This window comes from Zooshikella sp. RANM57 (assembly GCF_050749885.1).
Lineage (GTDB): Bacteria > Pseudomonadota > Gammaproteobacteria > Pseudomonadales > Zooshikellaceae > Zooshikella.
In genome coordinates this window covers 114,697-129,203 of the sequence record NZ_JBOIUB010000007.1, presented here as the reverse complement: position 1 = coordinate 129,203, position 14,507 = coordinate 114,697, and the positions used below count along the sequence as shown (strand labels likewise).

The following is a 14,507-nucleotide window of genomic DNA, read 5'->3' as shown; positions in this document are numbered from 1 at the left end:
ATGTAATAACCGATTAAGTAAAAATATCGTATTTAGAGCATCCAGCGAGTAACACGAATAAAACTCAATGATCTTGTTGTTTTTATACTGTAACTACTCCAGCACCTCAAATTTTGAAGAAAGACTTATTACATTACCTGAATTTTGATCAGTTATATCAGCAAATACCTGATATACTCCAAGTGGTTCATCATCCTCAATTCTGATTTTTATGTAACCAGCACTCATTTGTAAGAATTTACCAGGTGCAGGCTTATTCACCCACGCTTCTTGTGTAGGTAGCTCAGCATAAATACTTCCGTCAGGCTGAACAACCCGAAACTTAACGACAAGGTTACAATTACCTTCTTTGTTGACGCTACATCCACTGAATATAATGAATGCTGAAATAAAATCATTTCTTTTAATTTTATCTGTTGTGCTTAAATTAACACCAACAGATGTAGTGTTCCAACGTTGGAATGTTTCATTTTCTTTATCAGTAAGTAGCAAATTGGCACCAAACTCACCAATAGACTTCCGTGATTCAGTGTCTGGTACAGGGTTACCCTCTTTATCAATCCAACCTGCAAAACTTGGTAAACATATTATAAGCATTAAGAGAGCTACAATTATTCTGATTGACTTCATTAATTCTTCCCTACTACATCACATGCTGGCATTGTGAACTATATAACGCCTGACTCAAGAGTTTTGTCCATAAGACTAGATGCTTCTTCAGCACTTGCCTCAGTAACGTAATCACTTTCAATTGTTTCATTTAAATATTGAATAATAATTCCTTTATCAGCTTTTAAATGAATGTATAACTTAGCTAATTCTAAATTTGCATCACCATCACCTTTAGCTATCGCTAATTTAAACCATTTTTCGGCCAAACCATATTTCCTTTGATTTTTATAAACAATTGCTAAATTATTTGCTGAAGACAACTCTCCTTTTTTCCATGCTTTTTTGTACCATTTGATTTCTTTCTGGTTTCTAAAGTCTGGTTTTATACCATCGCCATAAAGAACACCAACCCAAATCATACAAGAGGTATTACCTGCTAATGCGCCTTTAACAAACCAGTTGAAAGAATCAGCTACTCTCCCTACGTGATAATATTTATACGCTTTACTAAAAATTAATTCAGTCCAATGAGACATGGTGATTACTTATCCATTTTTCCGTATAACACACTAAAGTGACAACACGCGTTTGCATACCCTGCCTACAAAGCAATGCTACCATTGTTTATTATGCGTTTTGCCATTGCTCAATTACCTGGTTATATTTTTCATCTGCCTTACCCTCAGTATCATTACATGAAAAATACACTATACTAAGAGCACAATATTGCCCATTATGTTTTTTAAACTCCTCCATTAACTCAATGACGCGTTCAACTTCGATTTCTTTACCTGAGAGAATAGTGCTTCTTTTACCTGAAGTAAAAGATTGTAGTGGCACACTACAGGTGTAACTCCGTAACCTTTTGGATCGATTTCATCTTCCATCGTAATTAATCTCACGCCTAATGCTTTTGTAATAAGCATTTTTTGTGTAGTGGAGTTTTGCCGTAAAGTGGAGCGTAGCAAAAAATATCCTATTGACAAACTTGTTACGCATTTAGTGCACCATAGTTATGAGCAGAGCTTTGATTAAAGAAGACAACAATATTATCAGCCATACTCCAATGTGACGAGTCTGATATTTCTAACGCAGAAATAACCACAACTTTACCTGAGCTAAAAGTGATCACTACGCTTTGAGGGAAATACGTTTTCTTTTTGAAAAATCCTACTTCCTTTACCCAGTGCCAAATGACTTCAATGTTTTGTATTTGGCTGCCAACTATCTTGCACCAGTTTGATGACTGAGACACATCTACTTCTCTGCACTCCGACACCTCAGCCTGTATAGGCTGCTCCAAGATAGATACACCATATTGTGTAAACTCACTACCCCAGATAAAGCCAAATACCTTTCCAGATTGCATTTTTAGATTAATACCGTAATCCAGACAGTCGTAGTCCGAGTTTTCAGTAAACTCTGTTTGATATCCTTCATAGTTGATCTCAAAATACTCAACCGAAACAAGTATTTCACTTTCAAGCTTACTAGCAATATTTAAGTATTCTTCCTGGGTCATATTAATGCATTACGCTGATGTTAAGCGACCTCCTTGCTTGACGTCGTAAGACCATGAGAGCCTTAGCAAATTTGAACTACTTGTTATGCACACGCTAATAATGGTGCTCACAACGCCAGCACTCACCGCTGCCTTCGGGATAGTACATAGCACCGCAATTGGGGCAAGGGGCTGGCTCACCTCAGGTTTGTATGGAGCCCACCCCTGCCTTAAATAATATATGGACATTGCTTCTTCATGTGATGCAGCTTCAAATGAATACAGCCTTACCTCACATTCTTCATCTACCTCACCATTGTGAAATTGAAGAGGGTCTTCACCTTCCATCAAGGTGTGGCCTATATCTTCTCCTTCTAATGCCCATACTGAGTATGTTTTATTCATGCTCTACCTACACGTCCAGTGGACTGGGTTGTTAGCATTTTTGGGTGTATTCATTAGCTAATTGCCGGATGTCTCTTTCACAATCATACCTTAATTCTCGCAATATTTTATCCGAGATCTGATTTGCTGATATTAGTATTTTAATAAAGGATTCTCTGCATATCGAGCAATTGGTTGCAGAATAGAGCTTAACGAGAAGATTACGTGGGTGCTTGATGGAATTTCCATCAAAAATATCCTTTATAATCATGCCAAAATAATGTATCTCATCGTCGTCATCAAGCGTATCCAATATCCTAGACAAAACTTTTAAATCTTTTTCGAAAAAATTGGAAACAAAGAACTCTAAATGGTCATTAAGATATGTTAGATCTGTGTAGTTCTTATCAATTAATTCTCGAATTTGATTGTCCTTGATCTTCGACAATATTCGTAAGATTGAATGCTTTATTTGCTTGTTATCTGTTATTAGTAATGGCAATAAATTTGAAATATCTAAAGGGTATTTAGCCCTTAATAATAGGCGCAAGTATGCTTCAATTTTCTTTTCATCTTTTTCATGCAATAGAAGCTTTGCGACACTTACAACCTCTTCATCTGTAAGCCATTTACCAGCAATTATTGGAATTCTTTTCCCCTCATCAATGAGTTTTAACAGTTGAGAAAGTGAACGTTTTCCACGGATAGTTGCATTTTCTGTCCTTAGTGACTCTATTTCTTCAATTTTAGTTAAATATACATTTATATATTTATTGCTTTGAGCTTTCTGAGCCAGGTAATTTTTGGGTGAAGACTCTGGAAAATACTCTTTGCAAACCTGTAACTGCCGATCATCAACCCAGTAGTCATGATCAAGCTCAATCTTCCTTCCTTGGGTTTCAGCTACAAACTTTAGTCCATTAAGGCCATCAAGTGCTACTAGCACATTAGTATCAGCAAATTCAAATTCTGGATTTAAATTATTGGAATATCGTTGATAAATTGCTTTTTTCGCTTCCTGGTTGCCTTGTTTTGCAATAATAGCTGCTAGGTCAAAAAGTAATTGTATGTCCCAATATTCTTTGTTGGGAGAATTTAATTGCCTTATTATTTCATTGACTATCTTTTCTTTATTTCGGGCGAGCGATAAAATTTCAAATAGATACTCGGCCCTAGATCCTTCACATTGTGGATCATATGCTAAGTTATGCGTACATGCCTTAAGGATATACTGATCAAAATTAGCAGAAGGATTTTCTTTAAGAAGTAATATCGCTTCGCCAGTTCCATTTTTAATAGATTTTTTAAATGATTCTGAAAGGGTTTCGTTCATTCTGGTTTAGTAATGCTAATGTCATAGGTAAGGGACGCAGCGAAGCGCCCCAGTGAACGAATTGAACACTTTATTAGCTTACTCTCCTCCTTATTGAATTACTATTTCCTTAAAAATAAAGTATGGTTTTACTTTTAACTCAAAAACCTTACTTGCTAAATTGTCTAATAGTCTATTAAGTTTTATAGGGTTCTTTTTTTCTGTGAGTTTGAAAGAGTGCAACCATGACAATACGTTTCTGTTCTTACCAAGTATTGCTGTACAAATAGATCGGCCATTATAGTTTTTATTTATGAATTGTTCTTCAATTAATTTCGATTTTGAATTTGCTGGCCATTCTTTCATTATTGTCACACCTCGACTATTTGGGCAGTATATGTCCTCCATGAAATAAAATGGCTCGCCATCTTCTACCTTATAGTTTGCAAACATTATCTCAATAATGATGTTTCTATTTGTACTATATATTTGAAAAGAATATTGCGATTCTACTGCTTCGACTGCATAGCCGATTTCTGAAACCCCATAAGCCAATTTTTCTAATGCTTTACTCTGTGTTAAAGCTTCATTTTTTTGAATGGGCGCCTTCTTGAACTCTTCAATCACGCCCTCATCTGAATAAGTTATGAATGACAAAAAACACAACACGATGACTATGAAACCTTGAATTTCTCTCATGTTCTCACTTAAAACTAACGCCGCTATTTTTTGAATAGTCTTGTCACCCCAAGATACAACTTCACTATAGCTAAAAAACCTTCTAACCACATGCCAATGATTATTGACAAACAGCGCAATAAGAACGAGCAAAGCTAAACAAAGCGCCTACAAGGATAAAAAACGAGAATCTAACAATAAAAGGCAGCCCTTTCGACGATGACTTCGCTTTTTGGAGCACCAGCTTTTGCCTCATATACTCTTTGCTATTTTTACTTAAAGTGCATACTACAGGCCCTTTTAATAAGCTTACCACGTTGAGGTTTGTTGAGTAATCATTAACACCAATACTGAAGCTATTGGTTACGTCAGTAGATAGATTTCGTTGAGAAGAGACTAACTCACCATTCACATATACTTTTTCAAGGCCTGATAGGGGACCAGGGCAATCGCATATAAAAATACAACAAAATCAGTATAATAGGATGATTAGTAACTGACTTAGAGCATAACATTGGAAAAAAATAACACAATTGCAGATCATTTTAGTCACTTAGACGACCCTCGAGTTGAACGCCATCGTCGTCATACGTTGGTTGATATCATTACTATTACGATTTGTGCTGCATTGTGTGGAGCAGATGATTGGGTTGCTATTGAGCGATTTGGTAAGGCCAAAGAAGCATGGTTTCAAGGCTTTCTAGAATTGCCTAATGGGATACCTTCCCATGACAGCTTTGGTCGCTTTTTTTCGCATCTTTGCCCTAGTTCATTTCAAAAATGCTTTATCCAATGGGTTCAATCAATCACTAATAACTTCCCAGGTAAGTTAATCGCGATTGATGGTAAAACCCTTAGGCGATCATTCACTGAGTCTGATAAGAAAAATGCGATTCATCTCGTTAATGCTTGGTCAATAGAAAATAAACTCGTCTTAGGTCAGCTGAAGACGGATACAAAGTCAAATGAAATCACCGCCATCCCTGAGCTATTAGAAGCTATTGCAGTTAAAGGTGCTGTTGTATCAATCGACGCTATGGGATGTCACAAAGCGATTGCTGAAAAAATTCGTGAAAAAGAAGCCCATTACGTATTGGCGGTTAAAAATAACCAACCTCGTCTCTATTCAGCTATTCATGAGTTACTTCACTCCAAGAAAGCCAAATCATATCAACGTCCTGCTATTGATTTCTATTCTTCTGAAAAAGAGCAACATGGTCGACACGAAATACGACGTTGCTGGGTTTATAATGCAGCGGCCAAATTACCAATAGCCGCAGAGTGGCTGGATTTAGCGGCTGTCATTAGAATAGAAACAGAACGAACACTACAAGGAAAAAAGACGCGAGAGCAGCGTTATTATATTTCCAGCCAGTCATTGTCAGCAAAAGAGGTTAGTGAAATGATCCAACATCACTGGCAAATTGAAAACAGCTTACACTGGAGTTTGGATGTTGCATTCAGAGAAGATGATAGTCGAATTCGTAAAGGACATTCAGCTGAAAACATGTCTAGAATTAGGCAGATAGCACTTAACATTCTTAAGCAAGATAATACTTATAAAATTGGCATAAAAAATAAGAGACTCTCTGCTGGTTGGGATCATGAATATTTAATGAAGCTAATTTGTTCGGTGTGAATTTATATGCGATTGCCCTGAAGCCGACCCCAAGCGGTCCGCTTCAACGACTTGTTCTGTATCATCCTCGGTGAACTAAATGCTTATTTGAAAGTTGTTTAAATTATTCTGCGTTTTGTTGCAGACTTCGAATTCGTTGAGCCTCTTCCTGAATCATATTTTTTAGCTCTTGTATGTTCTCTTGAACTCTTTGTTGTCCAAGTGCTGCACCTTTTGAAACTAAAGCAGGAGTTTCTCTTAATACCTTTTGCCCCGTTGGTGTAGAATAAAAATCATTGATTTCATTGATTTCTTTTTCAGTAAAAGCTTCCATATATATATTAATATAATCTTCTCTTAAACTTTCACCGCTGATGTATTTGTTGAAAAATGCTTTCATAGTTTTTTCAAAAGGCTGCAAAGCTGGATTTTGAGATAGCTGCATTTTTAACATATTTTCACCTGTGGCAGCTAAAAGTCTATTTAGATCCATAGTAGTAAGTAGACGATCCGCTGCTTTACGATAGCTTTCATTTTCTGCCAATACGTTTTGATGTAGTAGTAATGCAGATGTCAGTATGGCAAAAAAAATACAATTTTTAAACTTCATGAGACTTCCTTTTTAAGTTAGGGTGAACGACAGCATCAGGAGTGCTGGGGCAACATCCAACTTTGCAAAAAATCATGAAAAAGCTGCAGGCCAAGAATCCCCTGAATGCACTTGTTGGGAACCGTTTTTCACTTATCTTTTACCAAACCACTTGTCCTTGATAGTACTGTAAATATTTTTATTTTTTACAGATTCATATGCTTTTCTATATTTGGATACTAACGCATCGGAAGTCTTTTGACTAAATGCCATATAGAGTTTCAACCGCATCTCCTTAATTTCATAAAACTTTTTCAGTTGACTATAGTCACGATTTGAATTTTCGACCATGACGGCCACTGGCAACTCGGAACCAAATAAAAGATCAAACCTCTTTTTATATAACATCTCTACCAATTGAGTTTGTCTGGTCACAATCTTTAACCTACTAAAGCCACGCTTATGAAGCTCTTGATACTCTACCGATTCTTCAGTCACTCCCGTCTTATATTGCTTTGCCTGTTCAATAGACTGGATTTGAATATCTCTTCGAGATTGTAAACCAAAAAAATAATATCTGACTTCATCTAACTCACCTAACCACTTAAAAAGAGGTTCTCTCTGTTTTGATCTTACAATCGAATAAATAAGTACATTCTCCTGTTCTAGCGCCATTTTGTAAGCCCTTACCCAAGGATAGACTCTTATTTTAGGACTTGCTCCCGCTTCTTTAAAAACTGCTTCTACAATCTCAGTCGCAAATCCTCCTACTTTCTTATTCTTTATCACCTGATAGGGAGGTAGGTCTTCTGTCACAATTTTTACTTCTTGAGCATGAACACGTACGACAATAAAAAAGATAGTTACTATCAAGATCACAATTCTCATATTTACTCCGATTATTTGATTTGATATATCCCTATACCTCTTCTCTATTGGAATGAATGAGAAGAAATCTATGACTTAGCTCCCAACTATTAATGAACGTCAACGTGACGTATAACACCTCAATAAATTATAGGCAGCTGGCACTTTTTAAGCCTAGTTTATACTCAGTATATGTAGCTATCTATTTGATATTAAAAGAGTTGACTAATATTTGAACGGTTTTTATACGTCGGAGTGACGTAATATATTACGTCTCTTTAGGAAAATTAACCGTCGCTATTTATGAAAGTGATTTTGAAGCGACCATATTATCAGTCAAAAATATAATTTAACGAGCTGACTGATTAACTTTTTTCTTTTAAAAGCATATTCTGGCTATTTTTTAAATAGCACCTAATTTTTTTAGTACCACATAATCTATCAAAAAAACCCACTGAAGTGGGCAAGGGACAATACAGGGAGAAAACGTTTTTTAATGGTACTTAATTAATTGATGGGCTATCTTTGCGATGCCTTTAGTTGTTAAACGCACTTGACCAACTTTTAGTCGTTCTTCATCGCTAGTAAATAAATCATCAAGGCCGTTCATGATGGAACCAGCAATGTCAGGTATAAGATTATTAATATTCATCTTTTACACACGGTTAAACTCATCAAATCGCAGTGGCCACACAGGATATTTAATCTTCCACTCGTGTATTACTTGCTCCAGACTTAGCATCTGCGCCCCGGTAAATTGACCACGACCAACCAACCCCCCAAGCTTGTACTATTGTATCCAGCCACATGATCACCTATCCAGTAATCAGGACGTCCATGCTCCACTCGTCCATCGCATCGAATAACACGATGGTAACCAATACCTACCCAACCACGGCCTATATGCCAACGATGGATATCTGCGGATGAATCGTCCCTATCATTCGGTAAGTCAGAACAATGCACTACTAAATTGTTAATGTTTATGGCCCAGTTCTTGCGAATTAGAATTTCATCAGTTAAAAATGAAAAAATAATTATTTTGAAACCAAGGATGATTTTTATTGCGTGTAATACAAATAACCGACTAAATTACTTTTTAAAATCTATACACTAACTTGCAACGAATATTTTATTAAATCGACTCAGTGTATAACTACACTTCCCATGTCTGTTGGTAACACATAATTATTATCTACCCACAACAAACCTCACTAACTCTATGAACAGGAGGATAAATTAATATACAACTACATATCTATTAAGCCTAACCATCTAAATATTTCTAAGTACATAAATTGATACAATTCACGAAAATCAAGGATGAAAAAATGAATCTCTATAGAAGTTATTTTACTAAGCTTTTTTTTCTTTTAAGTCTACTGAATTTTAGCTTACTGGCTCATTCAACTTGCGTAAAAACAAGTGACCTGAGCGGTACAGAAACATTCACATTGTATGCAGGTCAAAACATCGATGCAGGTACTGTTTCAGTTACTGTGAACGATGATAATCTAGTCGTAACGTATAATACTACTGGTGGCTGGGAACTTGTTGAAGGACATTTATGGGTAGGCAGGAGTCTAGCCGACATGCCTCAGACCCGAAAAGGTAACCCTATTCCTGGTAACTTTCCCTATAACTCTGGTGATATTACAGGACAAACAACCTATACATTCACCATTCCTTTATCAACATTAGAGTATGTATGCCCTGAAGATGACCAAGTATTTAAAATGGCTGCACATGCTGCTCTGAGAAAAGATGATGGTAGTGGTGGATATGAAACACAAACAGGTTGGTCTGATGGCAACCCTATTGTGGACCAAGGTAATTGGGCAACTTACTCAGAGTTCACTCTAACCTGCACATGTGATCAAACAGGTGGGACCGGCGATAAGTGTGAAACTTCATTTGCATGGAATCCTTCTGATACTGACCCACAAGATGGTCTTGCACCTTCCGTTTGTTTCCTCACAATTGATGAGGATGGTAATGGTACCGCTGATTTCAATCGTTGGGGCTGGTCAAATGGAACACTTGACGTTGGAATACATACTTTCCAATTATGGGCTGCTGCTGGTCAGTGCGATTTAAGCAAAGGGACACAGATTGGCTCTGTCATAGTAATGTATGATGGCTCTACTGCAACAGTTACATACACAACAAATTCACCCTACTCATTAGCTGAAACTCATGCTTATGTAGGAAGTGAAATCTTGCCACGTAATGTTCAAGGCCAGTTTACAGTGGCACCAGGACAGTACCCACAAGTACATGATCCTCTCGCGAATGGAACTGTATCTGACACCTTTATTTTCACAGGTTTGTCTGGCTCTGTGTATGGTGTTTTCCATGCAACCACTTGTGGTTTTGAAGAGTAGTAAACTTGATTTTGCCATAACTTATAAGCCCGCTTATGCGGGCTTTTTGAATACTTAAGCTTAACCCTAACTTGTCAAAAAGTTTTACCATTAAATGTTGATTAAATTTTTTTCGCTTCCATAAAGCAATTAAAATTACTGTACTATTATTGATTCCATTTAATAGCTGATCCTCTCATTTCAATGCATTGAGTACTGATAATGAAGTATTTAAATAAGAATGAGTGACCTCTTTTTTCGTGTTACTTAAGCGTCATATGCAGCATATGTATAGTTAATCGCGATAATCAAACTTTATCCCAATTACCTTATTTTGCTGAAGTCGGATTTCACAAGTATATCGCCCAAAGTTATGTATACTATGAATTAAAAAAGCAGTTTTATTATCATGCTCAATGGGTCCTGATACCGAGACAAACTGGCTATCAAAAACTTCTTGCCTTACCTGCTCTAAAGTATAAGAGCCATTAAACTTCTTACACATTTCTTCAATTTCATTTGCTGATGCAAACCATGCATATATTTGATATCCAATACAAGTAGTTAGTATTAAGCCAACTATTTTTAGGAATAAACGGAAGTATTTCATATTAATAAAATGAAGTAAGAATCACCTTGGAACAAAAACAATTTACTCAAATACTATTAAGCCTTGTTAAACTCTTCTCTGAAAGCTCTAACAATACTCATTGTTTTAGAAGTATCATAAATCGCAAACACAACTTTATTAAATGCTGAAGAAAAAGCTGGAGTATTCAACCAATAGTTAAAGGATTTAGCAACCATAGATGGATCATTTCCAAAAACACCACATCCCCATGCGCCAAGCACTATATTTTTATGACCGTTATCTCTTGCAACCCCTAGGACTTGTCCACACCGTCTCATCAAGGCTAATTCTATTGTGCTAACTTTTTCTCCTCGTCTAATAGCTTGATTTGCATTTGGTGCTGGAGCAGTAATTACTGAGGCAAAAAATAATTGGTTTGGTTCGTCCCTACTTCTTGTTCGAAACCAAGGAACTCTCGGACTATAGATAATATGATCAGTATAAAGCATTGATTGCTGATTTCTATTTGCATCATAATAAGCGGTTTGAGACAACAAACAGTTGTAGAGCGTTGAACAACGCGTTAAGTCCTCCTCTTGTGCTTTTGCCCCATTTATAAAACCACCACCCGGATTTCGAGCTGATGCAAAATTGAGCAGCACTAAATCATCTTGATATTCTTCAAAAAGTCGTCGAGCCGCAATTTGAGTGGTTTCTTCAGTTATTTCAATTTCTAGTTTATTTCCACTTATAGTATTTTCTGTTGTTAGCTTATCAAATTGATCAGGAGTATAGGTTTTTGAGTTACTCGTTGCATACTCTATATACTGACGTATATCAACCCAGCTACCATCAACTGAGTAAAATCCACCTTCCTCTATAATTTTTAATACTTCCTTAGCCTTACCTTTTAATGACACAAATAACACTCCTGTTAGTATTGAATGACCAAGCGAAGTATAAACGAAATCTACATATAAACAATCAACTTATTATGTTTGGCATTCTATAAAGTTAAACACTACATAACAGCACTAAAACCTCTTAGTGTATATGTAGTTTTATTGCCCTTAAAACAAATACCATTCAACATTAATGCGCTGACAAGCCATTCTAAATGGTCTTTTTGGACACAGCCAAATAATATAAAAGCGAATAATACAAGAAGGTTCTTAATAATTTTCAATATTCATAACACCTGCACATCCTGCGGTGTCTTCCGTCAGTTTGGCGGTTTTGTTAATTGCTCTCAATCATCTACTAGCAATCATCGCCAATACAAATAATTCAATACCTAAAATGGTACCAGCACCTGTTTTAAAAAGCTTTTGATGTGCAGATATTTCTACCTTAGGCTCCATTTCTAGCAATTTTTCAATGAATATTAGAGTTTCTTTATAATCATCTAACTCTTCTCTAGGCAGTGAAATACCTTGTCTAAGCCCATTATATAAGAAATATAGATAAGGATTTCCAAGGTCATCAATTACCAACTCCCAAGAATCGATTAAATCAATATTTAGATCAATCACACTTTGTAATGATCCCGGCTTTATACTAAGTTTTCTATTTTTAACATATACTTTCAATTAACTTGCTCCCATATAACACCGCTATCAGCTACGTGCTACCTAACTAAGCTAACTTTTGTGCAATAATAAGCAGAGCGAAGGTATAAAAACCCGTTGAAGCATACGTATCAACTGGATAACTGTGTTATACATTCTGATTATTTTCAATAAATATTCTAAGAAAAGTAAAATACATATCTTCAAATACTTCGTTTACAAAAACTCTCCAACGTGCAGCCAGCTCAGATTTATCAAATTCCTTTATATCCTATAGCTTTCTCAGAGGGCCGATGATCTGGCTGGTACGGCCACACTTCATTCAATATAATAATAGAGACTAGTTATCCAAATACTCTGTATTAACAGGAATTGTAGGGTTATTATAACACTTCTTCACATTATAACAGGTAGGTATATCGATGTAGCTCTCTCTCGACCCACCATTATCTTCCAGGTTATATCCCACAGAGTATATCCACATATTTTCCTTTGAGTATTTTAACTGTTTACCATCAAACACATCTATTGGTACGTTATCTAAAAATCTAGGGACTAAGTCCTGAAGTTTCTCTGGAGCTTTGTTATTCTCTTTAATGTACTGTTTGACCGCAAAAGAAACCACTGTACCATCAAGATAAGTGTGGGTTAGACATCTTTCAAATATATAGTCAATAAATATACCACCAGATGCTTGAGCCATCATTTTTCCATGACTATTCGGTAATATGCTAAACTCTTCGATATCAGGAAATTCTGTATCAAAATCTTCTAGTTTAGAGTCACCACAGTATAGAGAGCTAAGTTCGAATAACTTTTTATACCTGACAGCAGCTAAAGAAGTTGTTCTATTTGGATGAAATCTATATGGAACAAGTACTGCCTGAATTAAAGATTCAATATAGATTTTCACATTATTTTCACTATTATCTTCTTGCAACTCTTTCATAATCATTTTAAATCTATCAACAAAACCATATGGCAGAAGGTCATTATTAAATTCTTTAACTACATATAAATCACCAATTATAGTTTGCTTAAACCCATCATTTTTAAAACCATCAATTTTTTCATTAAATCATTTAAAGTGTTGTATTTAATATTATCGTATAACTGTTCCTGGTGCTCTTTTACCCATTCCAAAGTATCATAGAGCATTATATTTCCTATTTTATAAAGAATTATATCCATATTTAACCCTTTTTTAACTCTCTGACTGAAGTCTATTGACACAGATAATAACAACAATGCACGCTCAAACTGTTTATTTTTTAGATAATTTTCTAACTTTAACAAAATCAACTTATTAACATCTTTATAATATGTATAATTAGGAGAAAATTTATGCGAAAATTGTTCTAAAGGAAGCTGAAAGTATGGGTGTTCCACAACTTTCTTTACATCATCAACAAATGATTTTTTCTCTGCTAAAAGATTATCAACATAGGATTGATCCCACTCTTTCTTATCCAAAAGCGCATTCACTTTGTTTTGCTCACATTCAGTAAACAATTCAAAACCACTCTTTTCAATATATTTTATAACGCTATAGCCATTTTCACTATCTACAACAACCGGTATCAAACTAAACAAACCTTGATCATCATATGTCTCAGTATCAATACTCCCTATCATAATAATAATAGTCAGTAATAGTATGAATAATACTATTAGTTTAAGGCTTTTAATGATGAATAGTTTCATACTACTCCATATATCGACTCTCATTTTTTTAAAATCTAATAAAGAAAGTCAATATCTGCAACTATGAAATTTTATTGATAGAACACTCCAAAAATATAATTATCACATCACCTAACAAACTATTCCTACTAATTTTACAGACAAGTGAAAATTACTTAGCGTTAAAGAACACTAAAACTATGACCGAATTACAACATCACAACAAAATACCTAGAACATATTTTACAAGAATAATGATTTCGAGTATCAAGGTAATGACTGTTCATACCACCTCATTTCTCTTAATTTGTTATTATTTTTTGTTTCCACGACAAACGGCACCGACACCAGGAAAAACAAACCAACTAAACCCAAAACCCCAACTGCGATTCTATATTTAATTTCTTTTGATGAATTACGCAATATTACACTTTTAATGAATTTAATATGGAGTAACAAATGAAGTGACATCATTAACAAAAAAACTAATGCTACGTAATAGTGAATATCTCCCCATTGGTGTCGAGTAAGCCCTAATACACTCATTCCTCTACTTCTTTCAGGGAGCACATACTCTAGAAATATTCCTGTAGCCGTCATGAGGACTAATGTTATGAATGAGATTATATCAACATACTTTATAATCATGCTGCGGTTCATATTTAAATTACCTAAATATTAATTGTCGAAGTATTCACTGCTTATAGTGATCTAAAACTGATCAATAATGGTTTTTATACATAATCACTATCATCCCAAAT

The 14,507-nt window shown here is 35.3% G+C and carries 18 protein-coding genes; 2 read left to right on the top strand and 16 right to left on the bottom strand.

What is annotated here, in order from left to right; translation table 11 throughout:
- Positions 1-93: 93 nt before the first annotated feature.
- From ACQ96U_RS15775 to ACQ96U_RS15745, 7 genes are all read right to left on the bottom strand, one after another.
- Entirely contained in the window at positions 94-630 is a 537-nt protein-coding gene (locus ACQ96U_RS15775) for a hypothetical protein (RefSeq protein WP_431722217.1), read from the bottom strand.
- Between the two features lie 38 nt (positions 631-668).
- Entirely contained in the window at positions 669-1,148 is a 480-nt protein-coding gene (locus ACQ96U_RS15770) for a tetratricopeptide repeat protein (protein WP_431722216.1), read from the bottom strand.
- A gap of 91 nt (positions 1,149-1,239) precedes the next feature.
- Positions 1,240-1,452, bottom strand: coding sequence for a hypothetical protein (locus ACQ96U_RS15765; RefSeq protein ID WP_431722215.1), 213 nt, complete (start codon positions 1,450-1,452; stop codon positions 1,240-1,242).
- Between the two features lie 151 nt (positions 1,453-1,603).
- Complete coding sequence (locus tag ACQ96U_RS15760) at positions 1,604-2,134, bottom strand: hypothetical protein (protein WP_431722214.1); 531 nt, start codon at positions 2,132-2,134, stop codon at positions 1,604-1,606.
- A gap of 9 nt (positions 2,135-2,143) precedes the next feature.
- Positions 2,144-2,518, bottom strand: coding sequence for a hypothetical protein (locus ACQ96U_RS15755; protein WP_431722213.1), 375 nt, complete (start codon positions 2,516-2,518; stop codon positions 2,144-2,146).
- A gap of 31 nt (positions 2,519-2,549) precedes the next feature.
- Positions 2,550-3,830, bottom strand: coding sequence for a hypothetical protein (locus tag ACQ96U_RS15750; protein ID WP_431722212.1), 1,281 nt, complete (start codon positions 3,828-3,830; stop codon positions 2,550-2,552).
- A 90-nt stretch (positions 3,831-3,920) separates the two neighbouring features.
- The gene (locus ACQ96U_RS15745; protein ID WP_431722211.1) at positions 3,921-4,640 is read right to left on the bottom strand and encodes a hypothetical protein; all 720 of its coding nucleotides are present in this window, start codon (positions 4,638-4,640) and stop codon (positions 3,921-3,923) included.
- Positions 4,641-5,001: 361 nt separating this feature from the next.
- On the opposite strand from ACQ96U_RS15745, the gene ACQ96U_RS15740 reads away from it, so the two are divergent.
- Positions 5,002-6,126: an ISAs1 family transposase gene (locus ACQ96U_RS15740; RefSeq protein ID WP_431722210.1), complete on the top strand. Its 1,125-nt coding sequence runs from the start codon at positions 5,002-5,004 to the stop codon at positions 6,124-6,126.
- Positions 6,127-6,229: 103 nt separating this feature from the next.
- On the opposite strand, the gene ACQ96U_RS15735 is transcribed toward ACQ96U_RS15740, so the two are convergent.
- The 3 genes from ACQ96U_RS15735 to ACQ96U_RS15725 form a co-directional block, all read right to left on the bottom strand.
- A complete protein-coding gene (locus ACQ96U_RS15735; RefSeq protein ID WP_431722209.1) occupies positions 6,230-6,715 on the bottom strand; it encodes a DUF2059 domain-containing protein in 486 nt (161 codons plus the stop codon).
- A gap of 132 nt (positions 6,716-6,847) precedes the next feature.
- Positions 6,848-7,582, bottom strand: a complete 735-nt coding sequence (locus tag ACQ96U_RS15730; RefSeq protein ID WP_431722208.1) for a substrate-binding periplasmic protein — start codon at positions 7,580-7,582, stop codon at positions 6,848-6,850.
- Positions 7,583-8,296: 714 nt separating this feature from the next.
- The gene (locus tag ACQ96U_RS15725) at positions 8,297-8,527 is read right to left on the bottom strand and encodes a hypothetical protein (RefSeq protein ID WP_431722207.1); all 231 of its coding nucleotides are present in this window, start codon (positions 8,525-8,527) and stop codon (positions 8,297-8,299) included.
- Between the two features lie 365 nt (positions 8,528-8,892).
- Here ACQ96U_RS15725 and ACQ96U_RS15720 point away from each other — a divergent pair, with 365 nt between their 5' ends.
- Entirely contained in the window at positions 8,893-9,945 is a 1,053-nt protein-coding gene (locus ACQ96U_RS15720) for a hypothetical protein (protein ID WP_431722206.1), read from the top strand.
- 274 nt (positions 9,946-10,219) lie between these two features.
- Here the strand turns inward: ACQ96U_RS15720 and ACQ96U_RS15715 are convergent, their stop codons facing one another.
- The 6 genes from ACQ96U_RS15715 to ACQ96U_RS15690 form a co-directional block, all read right to left on the bottom strand.
- Positions 10,220-10,534 carry a hypothetical protein gene (locus ACQ96U_RS15715; protein WP_431722205.1) on the bottom strand — a complete coding sequence of 105 codons (315 nt, stop codon included), beginning with the start codon at positions 10,532-10,534 and terminating at the stop codon, positions 10,220-10,222.
- A gap of 56 nt (positions 10,535-10,590) precedes the next feature.
- Complete coding sequence (locus ACQ96U_RS15710) at positions 10,591-11,415, bottom strand: TIGR02452 family protein (RefSeq protein ID WP_431722204.1); 825 nt, start codon at positions 11,413-11,415, stop codon at positions 10,591-10,593.
- 333 nt (positions 11,416-11,748) lie between these two features.
- Complete coding sequence (locus ACQ96U_RS15705) at positions 11,749-12,084, bottom strand: hypothetical protein (RefSeq protein WP_431722203.1); 336 nt, start codon at positions 12,082-12,084, stop codon at positions 11,749-11,751.
- A 319-nt stretch (positions 12,085-12,403) separates the two neighbouring features.
- Positions 12,404-13,018, bottom strand: a complete 615-nt coding sequence (locus ACQ96U_RS15700) for a hypothetical protein (protein WP_431722202.1) — start codon at positions 13,016-13,018, stop codon at positions 12,404-12,406.
- A gap of 71 nt (positions 13,019-13,089) precedes the next feature.
- Complete coding sequence (locus ACQ96U_RS15695; RefSeq protein WP_431722201.1) at positions 13,090-13,767, bottom strand: hypothetical protein; 678 nt, start codon at positions 13,765-13,767, stop codon at positions 13,090-13,092.
- A 246-nt stretch (positions 13,768-14,013) separates the two neighbouring features.
- A complete protein-coding gene (locus ACQ96U_RS15690) occupies positions 14,014-14,394 on the bottom strand; it encodes a DUF4405 domain-containing protein (protein WP_431722384.1) in 381 nt (126 codons plus the stop codon).
- Positions 14,395-14,507 lie beyond the last annotated feature (113 nt).

Coding starts and splice junctions, on each gene's coding strand:
- ACQ96U_RS15760 (WP_431722214.1), bottom strand. CDS start 2,134: ATGACCCAGGAAGAATACTTAAATATTGCTAGTAAGCTTGAAAGTGAA.
- ACQ96U_RS15775 (WP_431722217.1), bottom strand. CDS start 630: ATGAAGTCAATCAGAATAATTGTAGCTCTCTTAATGCTTATAATATGT.
- ACQ96U_RS15700 (WP_431722202.1), bottom strand. CDS start 13,018: ATGATTATGAAAGAGTTGCAAGAAGATAATAGTGAAAATAATGTGAAA.
- ACQ96U_RS15690 (WP_431722384.1), bottom strand. CDS start 14,394: ATGATTATAAAGTATGTTGATATAATCTCATTCATAACATTAGTCCTC.
- ACQ96U_RS15720 (WP_431722206.1), top strand. CDS start 8,893: ATGAATCTCTATAGAAGTTATTTTACTAAGCTTTTTTTTCTTTTAAGT.
- ACQ96U_RS15715 (WP_431722205.1), bottom strand. CDS start 10,534: ATGAAATACTTCCGTTTATTCCTAAAAATAGTTGGCTTAATACTAACT.
- ACQ96U_RS15755 (WP_431722213.1), bottom strand. CDS start 2,518: ATGAATAAAACATACTCAGTATGGGCATTAGAAGGAGAAGATATAGGC.
- ACQ96U_RS15730 (WP_431722208.1), bottom strand. CDS start 7,582: ATGAGAATTGTGATCTTGATAGTAACTATCTTTTTTATTGTCGTACGT.
- ACQ96U_RS15750 (WP_431722212.1), bottom strand. CDS start 3,830: ATGAACGAAACCCTTTCAGAATCATTTAAAAAATCTATTAAAAATGGA.
- ACQ96U_RS15735 (WP_431722209.1), bottom strand. CDS start 6,715: ATGAAGTTTAAAAATTGTATTTTTTTTGCCATACTGACATCTGCATTA.
- ACQ96U_RS15695 (WP_431722201.1), bottom strand. CDS start 13,767: ATGAAACTATTCATCATTAAAAGCCTTAAACTAATAGTATTATTCATA.
- ACQ96U_RS15770 (WP_431722216.1), bottom strand. CDS start 1,148: ATGTCTCATTGGACTGAATTAATTTTTAGTAAAGCGTATAAATATTAT.